Consider the following 17,750-nt stretch of genomic DNA (forward strand, 5'->3'; position numbering starts at 1 on the left):
TTTTAGCAGGAAAATATCTCTTTTTGTCGAAATGGTTCGATGAAAAGGAGGAAAAACGTTAAAAAATGATTACTTATTTAAAACAAACAGTGATTCTATCAATGTCCATATTTATCTTCGTTAGTGCAATAATTCTAGCTTTAAAAAATTTCAATCTTACCTCTGAAGATTATACAATTGTAGCATCTATAATTGGTGGTGCTGTAGGAGGTGCATTAACCTTAGTGGGTGTTAAGGCAACTATAGATAATCAACGCAGAAAGGATTTTGTTGATTCCTATCCTTTAATAAAGAGCAATGGCGAGGAAATAAAAAACCAATTAGAGGGTTTTATACAAGGATTAATTCATTTTAGAAACTTTGAAGAAGCTTCCAATAAGAAAAATGCGGCTGAATATGTAAAAATGTTTACAAATAGGTATCTAGAAGAGATGCTTGGTAAGTCTATCCATTGTGGAGGACTTATCTTTAGTAATGTTATGACAGTAAAACAAACACTTATTAAGATTAACAATTATGTAACTGATAGTTCCGAAACAAGACAGGATGAAGGTGGAGGGGTTTTCACCGAATATAATATATCTGAGGAATTCTTTTTTGAACAAATTAATATAATTGAAAACTGTATTAAAGTAATAAAAACTGAATTAGAAAACGCAGAAATAAAGTTTCATAAATGGAGCGATGTGAAATGAAGCACCCACAGCGGTGCTTTTTCTTTTGCAGGAATATAAACTCTTTTGTTGAAGAAGGTATTTGATGGGAGGGACAAAAATGGATTATAGAGAATTCAAAACACTAACCAAAGATGTAGTAGTCGAAAATGGTATAAGTGAGAGTATTATAAATGATTTTATAAAAACATCTGAAAGACTTCAATTAGAACAAGGTTTAAGAAATTTTTATCCTCAAGGGTTGTTTGTTTACGGTAATTTAGTTTTATATTTTATTTATGATGACAAAATTATAAAAGTTGACTTCAATGACGGATACTTTAAATTATCCACTTATAATATTAATAATATCGAGAAGTTAACTTTAGAAATGAAAGCAGGAAGTGATTTAGAACGCGGATTATCCATAGCTTTCCAAGGTATAGAAGATTATATTTTTTTAGAATCAATATCTGACACAAATTCAGCGTGGGCATATAAATTTGCTAAAACCATTGAAGAAATTTATATACTCTTAAAAACAGCATCCTAACGGGTGCTTTTTCTTTTGCTCAAAAAAGAAATGACTACTGATGAAAACACAGGGGAGTGAACTATATCGGAGATGAGGTGGTATTATGAAACAAGTAAATCCATTCTATAAATCTAAGAGATGGAAACGAAAGAGAGAAGTCATTCTTAGGCGAGATGAATATCAATGCAGACACTGCAGGAGATATGGAAAGGTGACACCTGCAGCAACAGTACATCATATCTATCCGTTGGAGGATTATCCAGAGTACAAACTAACAAACATCAATCTATTAAGTCTGTGTAATACATGCCATGAACAGATGCACGACCGATACACGAATGAGCTTACTGACATAGGCCTGAAATGGGTAGAACGCATAAAAGACAAGGTCCCCCACCTCTTACACTTTTGAAAATATATCCGGGGTACCGGTGGAGGGGAACTTTTTCCAATAGTGCGGTTCTCCAGAAAAAATTTTTTGGGAGGTGAAAAGACGATGGCAAAAGTACCAACTAAAGAAACGATAAAGCGAAGAACAATCTCTGACATGAAAAAGTTAGGTGTTCATAAATCCCAGTATAATCGGCTGATTGACATATATTCTGAACTGGTTCATCAGTACTTAACTTTGAATGAAAAGTTTGAAGAGGGTGAATACGAAGTTCAAGTTTTTACAGCTGCAGGTGGTGCAAAAAAATCACCTATTGTTGCAACCCTGGAAAACTTGAGAAAAGATATTTTAGCATACTCCGATCGTCTTTGCCTAAATCCAAAATCCCTGGAGAACGTTACCGCAGAAAAAGAAAGTAAATCAAAGCTTGCCGGGGTTTTGAGTAGGCTCGAATGAGTAAGCATGCGAATTATGATGTGGTCATGGAGTATGCTAAAAGCATTATTAAGGGTAAAAAGATAGCGGGTAAAGAAATCGTACAGGCCTGTTATCGATTTTTAAACGATCTGAAAAATAAAGAGTATGATTTCAATCCAAAAGATGCTGAATTTGTAATACAGATTATCGAAAAAACATTTGTGCATGACCAGGGAGAAAACTTAGATGGCACACCATTACGTGGTGTGCCATTTTTATTGGAACCGTGGCAAAAATTTATTATATATAATTTGCTCGGTTTTTTTAAAAAGGGTACTAAAATTAGACGCTACAAGGAAGCGTTTATTTATATCCCACGGAAAAATGGGAAAACAAGGTTTGTTGCAGCATTATCGTGGTCAATGGCTCTACTGGAAAGAAAGTCTGGTTCAAAAGTCTATATCGTTGCCGCATCTGCTAAACAGTCCCAGCAAAGTTTTAATTTCATAGATTTTAATTTATCTCAAATGGGAGAAAGAGAAAATTTTAGGGTGCTTAATAATAACCAGGAACATTCAATCAACGGTGACTTAGGTGATGGTTCCATATACATTGAAGCACTCGCTGCCAATCCAGATAGACAGGACTCATTAAACGGTAACATTCAAATACTGGATGAGTTGCATGCTTACAAAAATGCAAAGCAGTATAACGTTATTAAAGAAATGGGAAAAGCTTATACAAATAAACTGGCAATTGGTATAACTACTGCCGGAGATAATATGACAAGCTTCTGCTATCAGCGTTTGCAATATTGTAAAAAGATTCTTGATAAAACGGTTTCTGATGAAGCCTACTTTGTCTTCATTGCAAAAGCGGATGAGGATGAAAATGGCGATGTAGATTATACAAGCGCAGAACAGCATGAAAAGGCCAATCCAAACTATGGTGTGACCATTCGGCCGGAAGATATCATGAATGATGCATTGCAAGCACAAAACGATCCGCAGCAGCGTAAGGATTTTTTCGCAAAATCCATTAATATTTATACAGCTGCCATGAAAGCATATTTTAACATAGAAGAGTTCAGAGCGTCTGATAGAAAATACAAATGGACGCTTGAAGAATTAGTCAAACTACCGATTGATTGGTATGGCGGAGTTGATTTGGCAAAACTACATGACTTAACCGGAGCAGCACTATATGGGTCTTATGAACATGAAGGCGAAGAGATTGATATCATCATACCGCATGCGTGGTTTCCTATTGTGGCTGCACACCACAAAGCCGACGAAGATAATATTCCACTGTTTGGCTGGAAAGATGACGGTTGGCTATCAATGTCAAACGCGCCTATTACGAATTTTGATGAAGTCGTCAACTGGTTTGTTAGCATGAAACAGATGGGATTTAAAATTAAACAAATTGGCTTTGACCGAAAGTTTGGCCAGGAGTTTTTCCTGAAGATGAAGCGAAAAGGATTTTCAATAGTGGACCAGCCTCAATACTTTTATAAAAAGTCACAAGGCTTTAGGCGGATTGAAACGAAAGCAAAAGACGGAAAGCTCTATTATCTCCATGCAGAACCATTTGAATATTGTGTACAAAACGTACAGGCTATTGAAAAAACAGATGACATGATTCAATATGAAAAAGTTATGCCGGAGCAGCGCATTGATATTTTTGACGCTGCAGTTTTCGGGGCCGTACGAAAAATTGAGAATATCGAAAAGTCTACTTCAGCAGCAAATTGGTTAGGAGGTGCTGCAAAATCAAATTAATAAAAGAAATACTAACGAAGATATTTAAGTTTATCAGGGATAATATAATTGAACTATTTTTGCTTATTGGAATTCTGATGGTTTCAATAGGCTTTTTTGTTTGGTCCGTTATTGCGGGATTCATAGCAACTGGATTGATGTTCATGGGTTTGGCCTTTCTTGTATATAAAGGGGGTGATTGATATTGGGATTCTTGATTAATAGGCGGAAAACCAGATCTGATACAGAAAATTGGTTCATGACACAGGATGCATACAATACATTGGCTATCCCTGGATATACAAGATTATCTGATAATCCAGAGGTTAAAATAGCAGCTCACAAAATTGCTGATCTCATTTCATCCATGACTATCCACCTCATGCAAAACACTGATGATGGTGATGTCAGGATACAAAATGAATTGTCCAGAAAAATTGATATTAATCCTTGCAGCCTTATGACACGAAAAGATTGGGTATACAACATTGTATATACTCTCTTGATCGACGGTGAAGGAAACAGTGTTGTTTATCCTAAAATGAAAGATGGACTAATTGACGAATTAATTCCTCTTCAGCCCTCAAAGGTATCGTATTTTGAAACGGAAAATGGTTATCGGATAAGATACAACGGCCGATTTTACAATCATGATGAAATTATCCATTTCACCATTAATCCGGACCCAGAAAAGCCGTACAAGGGAACCGGATATAAAGCAGTTCTGAAAGATATTGTATACAACCTTAAACAAGCTGGGGCAACAAAGAAGAGTTTTATGAGTGGAAAGTATATGCCTTCTCTCATCGTTAAAGTTGATGCAAATACAGCTGAATTATCCAGTCAGGAGGGAAGGGATTCTGTTTACAATAAGTATTTGGAATCAGCCAATGCTGGCCAACCTTGGATTATTCCGGCTGAATTATTAGAAGTGGAATCGGTTAAGCCGTTATCACTGAAAGATATTGCGATAAATGAATCCGTTGAAATAGATAAGAAGACCGTGGCAGGCATCCTGGATGTTCCTGCTTTTTTTCTTGGAGTTGGAAAATACAACAAAGATGAATACAACAATTTTATTAATTCACGGATTCTTCCTTTTGCGAAAGGATTGGAACAAGAATTAACCAGGAAACTGTTAATCAGTCCAGATATGTATTTTAGGTTTAATCCCCGGAGTTTATATGACTATGACCTTACTGAATTGGCGGATGTTGGAGCGCATTTGTACGCTAACGGTTTGATGTGGGGAAACGAAGTCCGGAATTGGATAGGGCTTTCACCGAAAGAAGGGCTTAATGAACTGGTTATTCTTGAGAATTATATTCCAGCAAATATGATAGCACAGCAAAATAAATTGAAAGGTGGTGATGACAATAGCGAATAGAGATGAAAAGCAAATTAGAAGTCTTGCTTCGGATTTAAAAACGAGGGCTGAGGACGAAAAAAAGGTTATTGAGGGTTACTTTGCGGTTTTTAATTCCGAGACTGAGCTATTTCCAGGTGCCTATGAAGAAATTGACCCAGGCGCTTTTGACAGCACCATGAGTAATGATATCCGAGCATTAATCAATCATGATACTGGATTAGTCCTTGGTCGTAATAAATCTGGGACCCTTAGTTTAGAAGTGGATAGCAGGGGGCTCTGGGGGATTATTAAGATTAACGAAAATGACAGTGATGCTGTTAATCTATATGAACGCGTTAAACGAGGAGATGTTGACCAGTGTTCATTTGGGTTCAGGATCATCAATGAAGAAACAGATTTCCGTGATGATGGAACTGTTAAATGGATCTTAAAGGAAATTGATTTACACGAAGTATCTGTCGTTACGTTCCCTGCATATGAAGCTACTGGTGTACAAGCTAGGAAGAAAGAAGTTGAGCAGCATGAAAAGCGCAAATTGGAGCAACGAAAAAATAAATTAAAGGAGCGATTGAAAGATGCCACTAAAAAAACTGATGATTCAGAAGAAGATTGATCAAAGGAAAGCTTCATTAAATGAGCTTCTTAAAAGGGATGATGAATTTGCTACCCGATCTGCTGAATTGGAAGAATCCATCAACGAAGCTAAAACTGAGGAAGAAGTATCCACCGTAGAATCGTCTATTGAAGAATTGGAAAATGAAAAGCAAGAACACGATGATAAAAAATCAAAGCTGGAGGGTGAAATCAGTGAGCTTGAAGAGGAACTTGAAGAACTGAACAGCAATGAACCTTCCAATCCAAAACGTACAAACAATCAAAAGGGGGAGACAAGAGATATGAACCGTCTACAAGTAAGGGAGCTATTAAAAACAGGAGAATACTATGAGCGCAGTGAGGTTAAAGAGTTTTATGATAATTTTAAAAATTTGCGCGCTGTTTCCGGTGGGGAGCTTACCATCCCGGATGTAGTGGTCAATCGTATCATGGATATTATGGGTGATTATACTACTCTTTATCCACTCGTAGATAAAATACAGGTAAAGGGCACAACCCGTATTTTAGTTGATGCGGATACTTCTGCAGCAACTTGGATGGAACAATCTTCTGCACTGCCTCAAGGCGATGTAGGAACAATTACAGATGTAGACTTTGACGGATTCAAAGTTGGAAAAGTAACGTTTGTAGATAATTATCTCCTACAAGATTCAATTATTAATCTAGATAGTTATGTAACTCGTAAAATTGCTCGTGCTATTGCAAAAGCTTTGGACAAAGCTATTGTCAACGGAACTGGCTCAGGTGACAAACAACCAGCGGGTGTTATTCCAAATCTGCCTTCCGAAAACAATGTAGGTGTTACAGCAGATGAAGATTTACTCAAAAATCTCGTAAAACAAATTGGCCTTATTGATACTGGTGATGATAGCGTTGGTGAAATTGTTGCTGTCATGAACCGTAAAACATACTACAATCGGCTGTTTGAATTTAGTGTGCAAGTGGATTCTAGCGGTAATGTAGTCGGAAAATTACCGAACCTATCACAGCCTGATTTACTAGGTCTACGTGTTGTATTTAACAACAATCTAGAAGAAGACGAAGTGTTGTTTGGTGAGTTTCAGCAATACACACTTGTTGAACGCGAAAACATTACGATTGATAGTTCACAACATGCGCGATTCACAGAAGATCAAACCGCATTCCGTGGAAAAGGACGATTCGATGGTAAACCAGTTAAACCATCAGCATTTGCTCTTGCTACGATTACTGATCCAGCTGCATAATTGTTGAGAATTTAATTGGAGGTGTATCTATGAGTTATCTAGTTTTGAAGAATTTCAGGGACATTGACGATAATATGCATCATTATCATGAAGGGGACAATTACCCAAGAGAAGGATATGAACCTAGTGAAGAGCGAATTAAAGAATTGTCTAGTAAAGAGAATAGAGTAAAACGAAAATTAATTGTTAAGGTTGATGAACCTCAAGAAAATAAGCTATCTGTAGATGATTCTGGTGAAAATGAGAAGTTTCCTAAACACACTGGTGGCGGTTATTATGAACTATCCAACGGTGAGAAAATTCGTGGAAAGGAAGAAGCCATTGCAGCTGAGAATGCGTTAATTGAAGAAGTGAAAGAAGATGATGAATAATGGAATCTCAGGCTCTAGAATTAGTAAAAGCCAGGTTAGGAATTAGTACAACGGTGCGCGATACGTATCTTCAAGAAATTATCAAAGGTGTAGTAACTGAATTAGAAGAGACTAAAGGGTTGGTGCTGGATAGTACCAACTCTTTTCATTTAATGTTTGTGGTCGATTTATCAACCTGGCGTTATCAAAATAAAGATAGTATGGACGCAATGCCCAGACATCTTCAATTTCGTTTACACAATCTGATTATTAACGGTGGTTCAAATGTATAACCATGAACTGGTGTTAATTAAACAAACGGTTGTTACGGATGACTTAGGTAATCAAACAATAGAAGAATCCAGAAACACTGTGCTTTGTAAGGTTAATTCGATTGGGAGAAATGAGTTCTATGAAGCTGCCACACATGGAATGAAGCCAGAAATTGAATTCGTTATACATGGTTATGAATACGAAGATGAACAACAAGTGGTATTTGAGGGTGCGGAATATAAGGTAATCCGTACTTATAAAGAAGATTTTGAAGAAGTCGAACTAACATGTGAAAAGAGTGATCGGTAATGATTGATATTGAGAAAGAAATCACACAAGCATTAACCGAATATACGAGTGAAGTAGAAGAAGGGCTTGCTGAAGCGCAATACGAAGTAGCAAAGGATACAGTTAAAGAACTGAAAAGGACAAGTCCAGTAAATACGGGTGCATATAAGAAAGGTTGGAATCGAAAGAAAACTAAAACAGGTCAAGCTGTCTACAACCGAAAGAAACCGCAGCTTACACACCTGTTGGAAAAAGGTCATGCTAAGCGTGGCGGGGGTCGGGTTAGTGGTCAGAAACATATAGAACCTGCAGAGGAAAAGGCAATTAAAGAATATGAAGAAAAAGCAGAAAAGGTGATCGGGGGATGACTTTACAGGAACTTGTGTCCATATTAAATAGCACAGGATTACCGGTTGCCCATAGTCACTTCAAAAATACGGAATCAAGTCCAGCTCCGTCACCACCCTTTATCACTTATTTAGATGATGGAAGTGCCAACTTTTTCGCTGATAACAAGGTTTATGTACCTATTAAAAATCCGACAGTTGAATTATACACCGATAAAAAAGACTTAAGCGTAGAACAAAAGTTAGAAACAGCTTTAAATGATAATGGATTGCCTTTCGAACTTGAAGATGAAGTATGGATTGAGTCCGAAAGGCTTTTCCAACAAATTTATAATATTACACTTTAGGAGTGATAGAACATGCCAGAGAATAAAGTGGTATTTGGCCTGAAAAATGCTCATTATGCAGTTATTACTGAAGATGAGACTACAGGTGAATTGACATATGGAACACCTAAACCTTTACCAGGATCGGTGGAATTATCGTTAGAAGGACGTGGAGATCCGGCTGAATTCTATGCGGACGACATGCTTTATTATTCATCATCCAACAACCAGGGATATGACGGTACACTTACCATTGCTAAATTAACTGATGAATTTAAGCAAGAGGTATTGGGAGAAGAATTGGAAGAAACGGACAGCGTTCTAATTGAAAAGCAAAATGCAAAGCCGCAAAACTTTGCTCTTATGTTTGAATTTGATGGTGACCAGAAAGCAGTAAGGCACCTTCTTTATAATTGTTCAGCATCTCGTCCAAATGTTACGGGCTCAACCAGAACAAGTTCAAAAGAACCATCTACATCTGAACTGTCGTTTGTAGCGGCTCCACGAGAAAAAGATAAAGCCGTTAAGGTATCGACAACGGCAGATACAACGCAAGGGGTCTATGACACTTGGTATGAATCTGTCTATGAACCGGGAACAACAGCTGCCTAATGGAGGGATATAAATGGAAAAAACATTAACGATTGATGGAAAAAAAGTGCGGTTTAAATCGACTGCAGCAACACCTTTACGATATAAACAGCAATACGGAAGAGAGTTTTATGCGGATATTGTAAAACTGTTTCCTCTTTCCAAATTAGATTTAAAAAATATTGATAAAAACGATGTGGAAAGGATACAGGAAGCCTTTAGTTTAATTGAATTTGATATGTTTTATGGTATTCTTTGGGCGTTGGCTAAAACCGCAGACAACAACATTCCAGACCCTATGACGTGGTTGGATGGCTTCGACGAATTTCCTTTAATGGATATATTCCCAGAAGTTCAGGAGTTAATTGTTAAAAATCTTCAAAGCACTAAAAAAAAGTAGAAAAAAAGGAATCAGGAGGTAAACCACTTACTTCCGATTCCTTTTTATATATGTGCAGGCAAGTAGGTCTTGGTTGGGACGACATGGACAATATGACGATTGGCATGTGCATGGACTACATTGATGAGTATATTGAGCAGAAAAATCCTAACAGGACGAAAGTAAGACAAGCTACACAAGAAGACTTTGACAGCTTTTAAAGCCTATCTCCCATATCAGAAAGGCAGGTGAGGAGATGGCCAAACGGATAAAGGGTATTACCATTGAGTTGGAAGGGGAAACACGAGGTCTCGATAATGCTCTGCAAGATGTTAATAAAAGGTCTCGGAACTTAAACTCTGAATTAAGAGATGTTGAACGCTTGCTTAAATTTGATCCTGGTAATACAGAAGCGTTAGCGCAAAAACAAAGACTGTTGGCGAGTCAGGTTGAGAATACGTCTAACAAGTTAGATCAATTAAAACAAGCAGAAAGACAAGTACAACAGCAATTTGAACGTGGAGACGTTGGAGAAGAACAATACAGGTCCTTTCAAAGAGAAATCCAATTCACAGAAGCAGAATTACGAAAGTTTGAAAAACGTCTCGAATCTGTCGATGATGGTAAGGCTCTACAAAATACAGAAAAAGATATGAAGGATATAGATGAAGCAACAAATAAAGCTGAAAAATCAGCTAAAAATTTAGGAGATTCATTTAAAACCGTTGCGAAAACTGCAGCAGGAATAGGTGCGGCTGGAGCGGCCGGAATTGGTGGATTAGTTGAAGGTATGGAAGAATACAACACATCCATGGCAAGGCTAAAAACGAATGCGCAACAAGCTAACGTAAGCATGGATGATGTGAATGGAGCCTTCAAGCAAATGAAGGTGGTATCTGATGAGACGGACAGTTCTGTTGAAGCTGTATCAAACTTAATTGCAGCAGGTTTTGACCCATCAGGCATAACCGAAGCCACTAACGCTATTTCGGGGGCTGCCATAAAATGGTCAGATACCTTGAATGTTGAAGGTCTTTCAGACGGAATTCAAGAAACAATCGCATCAGGACAAGCAATAGGTCAGTTTGACGAAATGCTATCAAGATCAGGTATTAACGTTGATAAGTTTAACGAAAGACTTGCACAAACAACCTCCGCACAAGAGAGACAACAAATGGTCTTAGAAACCTTAACCAACTCCGGGCTTGCTGGTTACTTTGAAGAATATAGGGACGGAAATAAAGAATTAGTCGCTCAAAAAGAAGCACAGGAAAATTTAAATAGTGCATTAGGTGAGTTGTCTACCAACCTTTCACCTTTAGTAACGATGGTGAAAAACTTTGTTGCTGAAATCGTTGGTTGGGTGAATGAGAGTGTAGAACTTGTTAAGAGCTTTGATAGTGTAGGAGAAGGTTTGCAGGCGTTATTTTCACAATTGGCCGAGCAAGGTATGTCGATTATAACATCGTTGGTTGATAGTATTGTCCAAAACCTACCGATGTTGATGGAAACAGGGATGCAGATTTTGCAAAACATTATTCAAGGGATTATCACTGCCATACCAGAATTGTTGGAATTATGGCCGCAAATCATGCAAATGCAAGCTGAAAACCTTAATACTTTCCTGCCACAAATCATTCAGATGGGAATCATGCTCATTCAAGCATTGATTCAAGGTATATTAAATGCCCTCCCTAGTATTATGCAGGCGATTATCACATTGCTTACTACGTTGTTGAATGTGATTGTAGAAAATTTGCCCATGATCATTGATGCAGGTATTCAAATCTTGAATGCTTTAATTGATGGTATTGTAAACATGCTTCCTCAATTAATGGACATGGCGCTACAATTGGTGACTTCCTTAATCGATGTTTTAATTAAAAATTTACCCATGGTGATTGATGCCGGTATTAAAATTTTAAATGCTTTAATCGAAGGTGTTCTTGATATACTCCCTGAATTAATGGATACGGCTCTTGAGTTAGTTATGACCGTATTTAATGTGTTGATTGAGAACCTTCCAAAGATTATTGATGCGGGTATTCAATTATTAAACGCTCTTATTGATGGGATTGTCTCAATCTTGCCTGAATTAGTTTCACAAGGTGTACAGTTAATTATTGAACTGGTAGGAGCATTAATTGCTGAATTACCTACAATCATCGAGGCGGGTATAAAGATTCTTTTTGCACTCATTGACGGGTTGCTTGATGCAATACCTGATTTAATTGGGGCCATACCTAAAATTGTTGGAGCTATTTTTGATGCTTTTGGTGAAGTAGATTGGTTAGATATCGGTATAAACATCATGGAGGGCTTAAAAGATGGAATTTTAAATATGGCCGGTAGTGTGGTTGATGCGGCTAAAGGTGTAGTGGACAATGCTGTTGAAGGGGCTAAAAACCTTTTAGGAATAGCATCTCCTTCTAAGGTATTTCGTCAAATTGGTGAATATACAGGTGAAGGTCTAGAAATAGGGATAAAGGATATGGAAGGTAGAGTTGCAAGTGCTGGACAACGGTTAGCTGAATCTAGTGTGCCAAAGAATGCACCTGAATTTTCAGCACCAGAATCACAGTCAGCTGTTACAGGAAAAAATAGCAATAATACTGGCCAAAGTATCAACCAATATATCACAATCAACAGTCCTGAACCAACATCTCCGGCGGAAAATGCACGTAAAATGAAACAAGCAAGTAGACAATTAGCGATGGAATGGGAATGGTAGGTGATAGATAATGAGACGTTTAACTTATGAAAATAGTAGAGGTGAGAGCATTACTTTTTATCTATCACCTTTTTTGATTGTATCTTTAACAGGAATTGGCGAAGTGGATGCTGATTTACAAAGCCAAAAAGCACCTTATCAAGATGGAGATACACATATCGATACCGTATTGCAACCAAGGTATATTGAGCTGGAAGGTGCCATTACAAAAGTTAATTTAAAGGAAATCAAAAAGTATCGTAAAGAAATCTTACGTGTCTGTAATCCGAAATTAGGGCCAGGAAAAATTACATTTGAATTAGATGGAGATATCAAAGAAATATACGGTGCATTAGATGGTGTCCCAATGTTTCCCGAACGTAGTACAAATCCAGTTCAACAATTCATGATTACTTGGAAATGCCCTGATCCATACTGGAAAGACCCGCAGGAAGTTAGTCGGGCACTAAGTGCTTATCAAGGAAAGTTTAGTTTTCCGTTTAACTTTCCTATTGAATTAGGTGTTAGTGGAGACTCTACGACTTTAACAAATGACGGTGATACAGATGCTCCAATAACGATTGATATTCAGGGGCCTGTTACAAATCCAGAAGTGCGAAATCTAACAACAAACAAATTCATCAAACTAAATCGAACACTATCGTCTGATGAAGTTCTTCATATTGATACCAATGCACAGAATAAAAGAGTTGAAATTTACCGTAATGGCAGTGTTATAGAAAAAGCATGGGGGTATTTGGACGACGATTCAGACTTTTGGTCACTGTTACCTGGGGATAACGAAGTAGAGTATATTGCAGATAGTGGTGTTGCTAATGCGATTGTAGCAGTTGGTTGGCAATCGAGATATGTAGGGATTTAGGAAGGGGGTAAATGTAAAATGAGGAAAAGAAAAAAGGTCGACTCAAAAGAGACGACCATAGTACAAAATACTAATTTAACTGTTCAAAATAGTCATAATCCGCAAAAAATACACTCTTTACTTCATCAGAGAATAAAAACATATGCGAAAGGCTATGTGCAGGCCCATTAAAAGGTTTTAAAACAACATCTTTTAAAATGTATGAAGGAGTTGAAACAATGGAAAGAAGTTATTTTTTTGACAGTACAGATCAAGATCAACGCATCTATCAAGCAGCGGATTTTGCACGATTTCATGCCCAAATAATTGGAAATGGAGTATCAAATACAGCTGATTTGCCAGATTTAACTGTAACGGAAAAACAGAATATGACTGTATCTCTAGGTGCTGGTTATGCTTTTGCTAATGGTTATATGTATGAGAATACTAGTGCAATGGACTTAACTCACGATACAGCCGAGCCAACGGAAGATCGTATTGATCGAGTTGTTATAGCCTTCGATAATGATCCTGACGAGCGTAGAGTCTATGCATATATAAAAAAAGGAACCCCCTCTACTGATCCAGTGCCTCCTGCTTTAACTCGCAATGACTATGTACATGAATTAAGTGTAGCGCAGGTACGAATTATTGCAGGTAAATCATTCGTTGAGCAAAGTCAAATTACGGACGAGCGAACAAATCGAAATGTTTGTGGGTATATTCCTCTTCATAATATTTATCGAGGAATTGACGTAGATGAAAATGGTATTTTTAGCGTTATTAATAGCCCTTACCTTGATACAGCTAATAATCAAAGCTGGTCTGGTAATAATGATGTTCACACTAAAATTCCATTTGGAGCTGCTAGAAAAAACATCAACACTAATTATGATGCTGAAAAGAGCGAAATCACTATTCAAAAATCCGGTGTGTATATGTTTAGAATATACGTTTCGACCGAACCTAGCTTAGAACCTGGTAGCGAAATACAGTTTAGGACGTATGTTAACGGTGAGAACAGTAGATTACTCTTCTCATTCGTGGTATCTCACAATAACGATAATATTTTTGTTAACCATGGATTTCAATATTTTGAAGCGGGGGATAGGGTCACCTTCTATTTGCATCCATTCTCCACAGGACTAAGTACTATTAATTTTAATGACGCCTTCTTAACTTGGGCGAAAATACAGTAGGTGGTATAGCATGCAATTGCCAATCAGAGTGTATACTCCATTTATTGATTTAGTCATGGAAACGGACAATTATTCAAGCTTACAATTTGAACGTGACTTCTATGGTGTTGGTAGTTTTGAATTACACATTAACAAATATATGCATGGTGCGGATGCGTTTAAAAAAGGGAATATTATCGTTTTGGATAAGCAAAAACACAAAGCAGGGATTATCCTAACGAAGGAAATTGCACTTGATCAAAATGGAAAGGAAACGGAAAACTGGAAGATAACAGGGTATTCATTAAAAGGAATCATTACTAGAAGAATTACCGTACCACCAGACAACAAATCTCATGATCAGATAAGTGGTGATGCAGAAACGGTAATGAAACATTTTATTGATAAACATTTTATAACCCCTGAAGATCCTGAGAGAAAAATGCCACAGCTCGAAATTGCCCCTAACCTTCATCAGGGAGATTACATAGAGTATGAATCTCGCTATAAAAAGGTTAGCGATGAGTTAGAGGCTATAGGAAAACGTACTGGTTTAGGTTGGATGGTTTACGCTGATACCAAAAACAAAAAATTCATCTTTGATGTATTGAAGTCAAAAGACTTAAGACAAAACAATACTGAAGGTAATTCACCTGTCGTTTTCAGTCCTGAATTTGGAACCGTAAAGTCTCAACACTTCTCCGATTCAGATAAGGAATATAAAAATAGTGCCTATGTAGGAGGACAAGGTGAAGGAGAAGAAAGAAAGATTGTTGAAATTGGTGATGAAGAAAAAGGGCTAGATCGAATAGAAACGTTTATTGATGCTCGTGACATTGGGAATAGTGAAGGTTCTGAAGAAGAGTTATCAGAGGATGAAATTGAACAACAACTGATCGAACGTGGCGAATTAAAGCTATCGGAAATGCAAAATAAATTGTATTTGGAAGCGCAGATATTAACGCCCGTTACTGAAAATATTAATCGAATTCCGAACGGCCAAAAAATTGTCCGTACTCCATTTGAATATGAAGTAGACTTTGATTTAGGGGATAGGGTTAGTATTCTAAATAAGTCATGGGGAGTTAAAATGGCAGCTCCCATAACTAAATTTTTAGAAGTACATGAAGCTGGAGGATTTCGTTTAGAAGCTACGTTTGGCGAGTCCCTTCCAACATTTATTACTAAAATCAAGAACAAGTTTGATGAGTTAAACGGTGTAGAAAAGCAAGAAATCCCTGCAAAATTTGCTAAGATTCAAGCCCAGGAAGCAAAAGAATATAGTGATGGTCAACTATCAAAAGAACAACAAGAAAGAGTTAAGCAAGCGCAGGAAAATTTAGAGGAATCTAAGCGGTATGCTAGTGAAGAATCCAAAGAAGCTGAACAAAACGCAATTAACTATACTGAACAGTATGCAGAAAAGAAAGTTATCAAAAGCACTATAGCTCCGTCAGATACGGAAGTATTATGGCTTGATATAAGTAAGCATCCGTATATTTTAAAAGCACATGACGGTACAATATGGCGTAAAGCAACACCAACGGAAGCAGGGGAGCTTGTTTATTCTGACGGCACTTTAGTTGAAGACTTGAAGCCAAACGAAGCTGGTGCAGACGTGACAGGTAAAAATAGGGCCAATGATACAGAAAATGTTGATGGTAGACCATCCAGTACTATAGAAGATAAACAAGGGGCTCAGGAAAAGGCGGATCAAGCTGAGAGAAATGCTAATGTTTATACGGATTCTCGTTTAACAAATTATGTAGAAGCTACCGTTTATGACAGTGATATTGCTGACATCCAAGCACAGATAGATCATCAAGTTCAGTCTCACTTCTACGCTCACACGCCAACTTTAACCAACATGCCAGCAATTGAATGGTCAGACGATGACATGAGGTCACGTCATGTTGGTGACTTGTTTTTTAACACTGATAATGGCTATTCCTACAGGTTTGCTAAAAAGAATGGAATTTATGAATGGGTGTTAGTACGTGATGAAGGAATCGCAAAAGCTCTTGAGGATGCAGCAGATGCTCAAGATACAGCTGACAGTAAACGAAGAGTATTTGTCGCTCAACCTGTTACCCCATATGATGCAGGTGACTTATGGGATAATAACGGGGCTGTTTATCGATCTACGGTAACAAAGACTCAAAGTGCAACTTTTAGTAGTGCTGATTGGGTAAAAATTGGGGATGTAACTAGTGAAAATACTTCTAATGATACTGCTAATGTTGGTGGTTCCAATGCCGGAATTGTGAGAGATAATGCAAACGCTGGTAAGAGTGCCAAAGATAAGATTGATGTTGACGTGGGTACAGGAACGATAGAAACTACAACAGGTGCACAAACCAAAGCTAATCAATCACAATCAGCAGCAGAAGGATACGCGGATACTGTGAGTGAAAATGCTTATTTAGACGCGGTAGCAGACGCAGAAGCTTATGTGGATGAAAACGGCATTATGGAAGGTCAAGAATATAATGGTGTTAGTATATCAAACGCAGATGGATTTTTAGCGGTTCGCTCAGATGAGCTAGTGAGAAGTGGCTTAAATGCAACAGATGGTATATTTGTTCAGAGTAGAGATGATGCCGCAGATCCATGGAGCGATGTCTTCTATGTGGATGAAAACGGTAACTTAAAGTTTGCTGGAGACCTAGAAGGTGCAAGTGGAACATTTAGTGGTACGGTTAGTGGAGCTATAATTGAAGGTTCTAGCTTCCAATCTAATGGCGGTTGGGGAGAAATGACCATAGATGATGCTCGAATGAATTTCACAGGAACCAAATATACTGGATTTGGTGATTATGAAAATTACACAGTTGAGACAGTTTTTAGTGGGTCGGAAGGTGTAGCTGGTCATGTTTATAACGGAATATATGACAATTGGTTCGGTTTAACGCCAAAAGACGGAGCATATCAAGAATCAATTGGAGGAACATCTTACGGTGGCTGGAAAATTAGTAAACTTGGTAGTGATGTTAACTTCGATATAGCACAGCAAGGCGTTTTAAACCTTAATATCTTGGACGGAAGGTTAGACTCTTTAAGATCGAATATAGCGGAGATTAGTTTAGATACCTCGGACTTTAAGAATGACTTAAAGGTGAAGGGGAAAGATGTATTTTCTTCGGCTAATGTAGACTTTAATAGTAGCGGTGAAGGGTATATCGAATTTCCGAACGGTCTAATAATTCAATGGTTTACCTTTGAATCTCCAAGAAGATCGTATAGTCCTGCCACTTACTATACCGATACAGTTTCTTTTCCCAAACCATTTCCTAATGCTTGTTTAACCGTTCAACAAACACAAGTTCTAGGTAACGACAGAGGGTTGTGGCATAATACCACTGTTGAGTCTATATCATCAAGTTCATTTAATATTGTTCAGGCTTGGGGTGATTCAGAGAAGCCGGAAAGTAGTATAGGTTATCAAATATTAGCTATAGGGTTTTAAAAGGAGAGATTAAT

Annotated in this window: 20 protein-coding genes; all 20 read left to right on the forward strand. The window is 37.6% G+C overall.

Annotated elements, in window-relative coordinates; genetic code table 11:
* The first annotated feature begins 65 nt into the window (after nt 1–65).
* The 20 genes from BMX63_RS04095 (at nt 66) to BMX63_RS04185 (ending at nt 17,736) form a co-directional block, all read left to right on the forward strand.
* Nucleotides 66–695, forward strand: a complete 630-nt coding sequence (locus BMX63_RS04095; protein ID WP_093132244.1) for a hypothetical protein — start codon at nt 66–68, stop codon at nt 693–695.
* A gap of 79 nt (nt 696–774) precedes the next feature.
* Nucleotides 775–1,206, forward strand: a complete 432-nt coding sequence (locus BMX63_RS04100; RefSeq protein WP_093132246.1) for a DUF3908 family protein — start codon at nt 775–777, stop codon at nt 1,204–1,206.
* An 85-nt stretch (nt 1,207–1,291) separates the two neighbouring features.
* Nucleotides 1,292–1,600: an HNH endonuclease gene (locus tag BMX63_RS04105; RefSeq protein WP_093132248.1), complete on the forward strand. Its 309-nt coding sequence runs from the start codon at nt 1,292–1,294 to the stop codon at nt 1,598–1,600.
* An 84-nt stretch (nt 1,601–1,684) separates the two neighbouring features.
* The gene (locus BMX63_RS04110) at nt 1,685–2,035 is read left to right on the forward strand and encodes a P27 family phage terminase small subunit (RefSeq protein WP_093132250.1); all 351 of its coding nucleotides are present in this window, start codon (nt 1,685–1,687) and stop codon (nt 2,033–2,035) included.
* Nucleotides 2,032–3,777, forward strand: coding sequence for a terminase large subunit (locus BMX63_RS04115; protein ID WP_093132252.1), 1,746 nt, complete (start codon nt 2,032–2,034; stop codon nt 3,775–3,777). The genes BMX63_RS04110 and BMX63_RS04115 overlap by 4 nt, the downstream gene beginning before the upstream one ends.
* A 184-nt stretch (nt 3,778–3,961) precedes the next feature.
* Nucleotides 3,962–5,143, forward strand: coding sequence for a phage portal protein (locus BMX63_RS04120; RefSeq protein WP_245732712.1), 1,182 nt, complete (start codon nt 3,962–3,964; stop codon nt 5,141–5,143).
* Nucleotides 5,127–5,738: an HK97 family phage prohead protease gene (locus tag BMX63_RS04125; protein WP_093132254.1), complete on the forward strand. Its 612-nt coding sequence runs from the start codon at nt 5,127–5,129 to the stop codon at nt 5,736–5,738. Before BMX63_RS04120 ends, BMX63_RS04125 begins: the two co-directional genes overlap by 17 nt.
* Entirely contained in the window at nt 5,701–6,966 is a 1,266-nt protein-coding gene (locus tag BMX63_RS04130; RefSeq protein ID WP_093132256.1) for a phage major capsid protein, read from the forward strand. Before BMX63_RS04125 ends, BMX63_RS04130 begins: the two co-directional genes overlap by 38 nt.
* Before the next feature lie 29 nt (nt 6,967–6,995).
* On the forward strand, nt 6,996–7,337 hold the full coding sequence (locus BMX63_RS17900) for a hypothetical protein (protein WP_177167147.1): 342 nt from the start codon (nt 6,996–6,998) through the stop codon (nt 7,335–7,337).
* Nucleotides 7,337–7,609: a phage head-tail connector protein gene (locus tag BMX63_RS04140; protein WP_093132258.1), complete on the forward strand. Its 273-nt coding sequence runs from the start codon at nt 7,337–7,339 to the stop codon at nt 7,607–7,609. Before BMX63_RS17900 ends, BMX63_RS04140 begins: the two co-directional genes overlap by 1 nt.
* A complete protein-coding gene (locus tag BMX63_RS04145; RefSeq protein ID WP_093132260.1) occupies nt 7,602–7,898 on the forward strand; it encodes a phage head closure protein in 297 nt (98 codons plus the stop codon). Before BMX63_RS04140 ends, BMX63_RS04145 begins: the two co-directional genes overlap by 8 nt.
* The gene (locus BMX63_RS04150) at nt 7,898–8,245 is read left to right on the forward strand and encodes an HK97 gp10 family phage protein (RefSeq protein ID WP_093132262.1); all 348 of its coding nucleotides are present in this window, start codon (nt 7,898–7,900) and stop codon (nt 8,243–8,245) included. The genes BMX63_RS04145 and BMX63_RS04150 overlap by 1 nt, the downstream gene beginning before the upstream one ends.
* Nucleotides 8,242–8,571, forward strand: coding sequence for a hypothetical protein (locus BMX63_RS04155; RefSeq protein WP_093132264.1), 330 nt, complete (start codon nt 8,242–8,244; stop codon nt 8,569–8,571). Before BMX63_RS04150 ends, BMX63_RS04155 begins: the two co-directional genes overlap by 4 nt.
* A gap of 12 nt (nt 8,572–8,583) precedes the next feature.
* Nucleotides 8,584–9,162 carry a major tail protein gene (locus BMX63_RS04160; protein ID WP_093132266.1) on the forward strand — a complete coding sequence of 193 codons (579 nt, stop codon included), beginning with the start codon at nt 8,584–8,586 and terminating at the stop codon, nt 9,160–9,162.
* A gap of 13 nt (nt 9,163–9,175) precedes the next feature.
* The gene (locus tag BMX63_RS04165; RefSeq protein ID WP_093132269.1) at nt 9,176–9,541 is read left to right on the forward strand and encodes a hypothetical protein; all 366 of its coding nucleotides are present in this window, start codon (nt 9,176–9,178) and stop codon (nt 9,539–9,541) included.
* Between the two features lie 50 nt (nt 9,542–9,591).
* Nucleotides 9,592–9,741, forward strand: coding sequence for a hypothetical protein (locus BMX63_RS17905; protein WP_177167173.1), 150 nt, complete (start codon nt 9,592–9,594; stop codon nt 9,739–9,741).
* A gap of 35 nt (nt 9,742–9,776) precedes the next feature.
* Nucleotides 9,777–12,251 carry a hypothetical protein gene (locus BMX63_RS04170; protein ID WP_093132271.1) on the forward strand — a complete coding sequence of 825 codons (2,475 nt, stop codon included), beginning with the start codon at nt 9,777–9,779 and terminating at the stop codon, nt 12,249–12,251.
* A 10-nt stretch (nt 12,252–12,261) separates the two neighbouring features.
* The gene (locus BMX63_RS04175; RefSeq protein WP_093132273.1) at nt 12,262–13,113 is read left to right on the forward strand and encodes a phage tail family protein; all 852 of its coding nucleotides are present in this window, start codon (nt 12,262–12,264) and stop codon (nt 13,111–13,113) included.
* Nucleotides 13,114–13,331: 218 nt separating this feature from the next.
* Entirely contained in the window at nt 13,332–14,291 is a 960-nt protein-coding gene (locus BMX63_RS04180) for a hypothetical protein (protein ID WP_093132275.1), read from the forward strand.
* A gap of 10 nt (nt 14,292–14,301) precedes the next feature.
* Nucleotides 14,302–17,736, forward strand: a complete 3,435-nt coding sequence (locus BMX63_RS04185) for a siphovirus ReqiPepy6 Gp37-like family protein (protein WP_093132277.1) — start codon at nt 14,302–14,304, stop codon at nt 17,734–17,736.
* Nucleotides 17,737–17,750: the final 14 nt, after the last annotated feature.

Source organism: Salinibacillus kushneri (assembly GCF_900111405.1).
Classification (GTDB): domain Bacteria; phylum Bacillota; class Bacilli; order Bacillales; family Alkalibacillaceae; genus Salinibacillus; species Salinibacillus kushneri.

Coding starts and splice junctions, on each gene's coding strand:
- BMX63_RS04095 (WP_093132244.1), top strand. CDS start 66: ATGATTACTTATTTAAAACAAACAGTGATTCTATCAATGTCCATATTT.
- BMX63_RS04100 (WP_093132246.1), top strand. CDS start 775: ATGGATTATAGAGAATTCAAAACACTAACCAAAGATGTAGTAGTCGAA.
- BMX63_RS04105 (WP_093132248.1), top strand. CDS start 1,292: ATGAAACAAGTAAATCCATTCTATAAATCTAAGAGATGGAAACGAAAG.
- BMX63_RS04110 (WP_093132250.1), top strand. CDS start 1,685: ATGGCAAAAGTACCAACTAAAGAAACGATAAAGCGAAGAACAATCTCT.
- BMX63_RS04115 (WP_093132252.1), top strand. CDS start 2,032: ATGAGTAAGCATGCGAATTATGATGTGGTCATGGAGTATGCTAAAAGC.
- BMX63_RS04125 (WP_093132254.1), top strand. CDS start 5,127: ATGACAATAGCGAATAGAGATGAAAAGCAAATTAGAAGTCTTGCTTCG.
- BMX63_RS04130 (WP_093132256.1), top strand. CDS start 5,701: ATGCCACTAAAAAAACTGATGATTCAGAAGAAGATTGATCAAAGGAAA.
- BMX63_RS17900 (WP_177167147.1), top strand. CDS start 6,996: ATGAGTTATCTAGTTTTGAAGAATTTCAGGGACATTGACGATAATATG.
- BMX63_RS04140 (WP_093132258.1), top strand. CDS start 7,337: ATGGAATCTCAGGCTCTAGAATTAGTAAAAGCCAGGTTAGGAATTAGT.
- BMX63_RS04145 (WP_093132260.1), top strand. CDS start 7,602: ATGTATAACCATGAACTGGTGTTAATTAAACAAACGGTTGTTACGGAT.
- BMX63_RS04150 (WP_093132262.1), top strand. CDS start 7,898: ATGATTGATATTGAGAAAGAAATCACACAAGCATTAACCGAATATACG.
- BMX63_RS04155 (WP_093132264.1), top strand. CDS start 8,242: ATGACTTTACAGGAACTTGTGTCCATATTAAATAGCACAGGATTACCG.
- BMX63_RS04160 (WP_093132266.1), top strand. CDS start 8,584: ATGCCAGAGAATAAAGTGGTATTTGGCCTGAAAAATGCTCATTATGCA.
- BMX63_RS04165 (WP_093132269.1), top strand. CDS start 9,176: ATGGAAAAAACATTAACGATTGATGGAAAAAAAGTGCGGTTTAAATCG.
- BMX63_RS17905 (WP_177167173.1), top strand. CDS start 9,592: ATGTGCAGGCAAGTAGGTCTTGGTTGGGACGACATGGACAATATGACG.
- BMX63_RS04170 (WP_093132271.1), top strand. CDS start 9,777: ATGGCCAAACGGATAAAGGGTATTACCATTGAGTTGGAAGGGGAAACA.
- BMX63_RS04175 (WP_093132273.1), top strand. CDS start 12,262: ATGAGACGTTTAACTTATGAAAATAGTAGAGGTGAGAGCATTACTTTT.
- BMX63_RS04180 (WP_093132275.1), top strand. CDS start 13,332: ATGGAAAGAAGTTATTTTTTTGACAGTACAGATCAAGATCAACGCATC.
- BMX63_RS04185 (WP_093132277.1), top strand. CDS start 14,302: ATGCAATTGCCAATCAGAGTGTATACTCCATTTATTGATTTAGTCATG.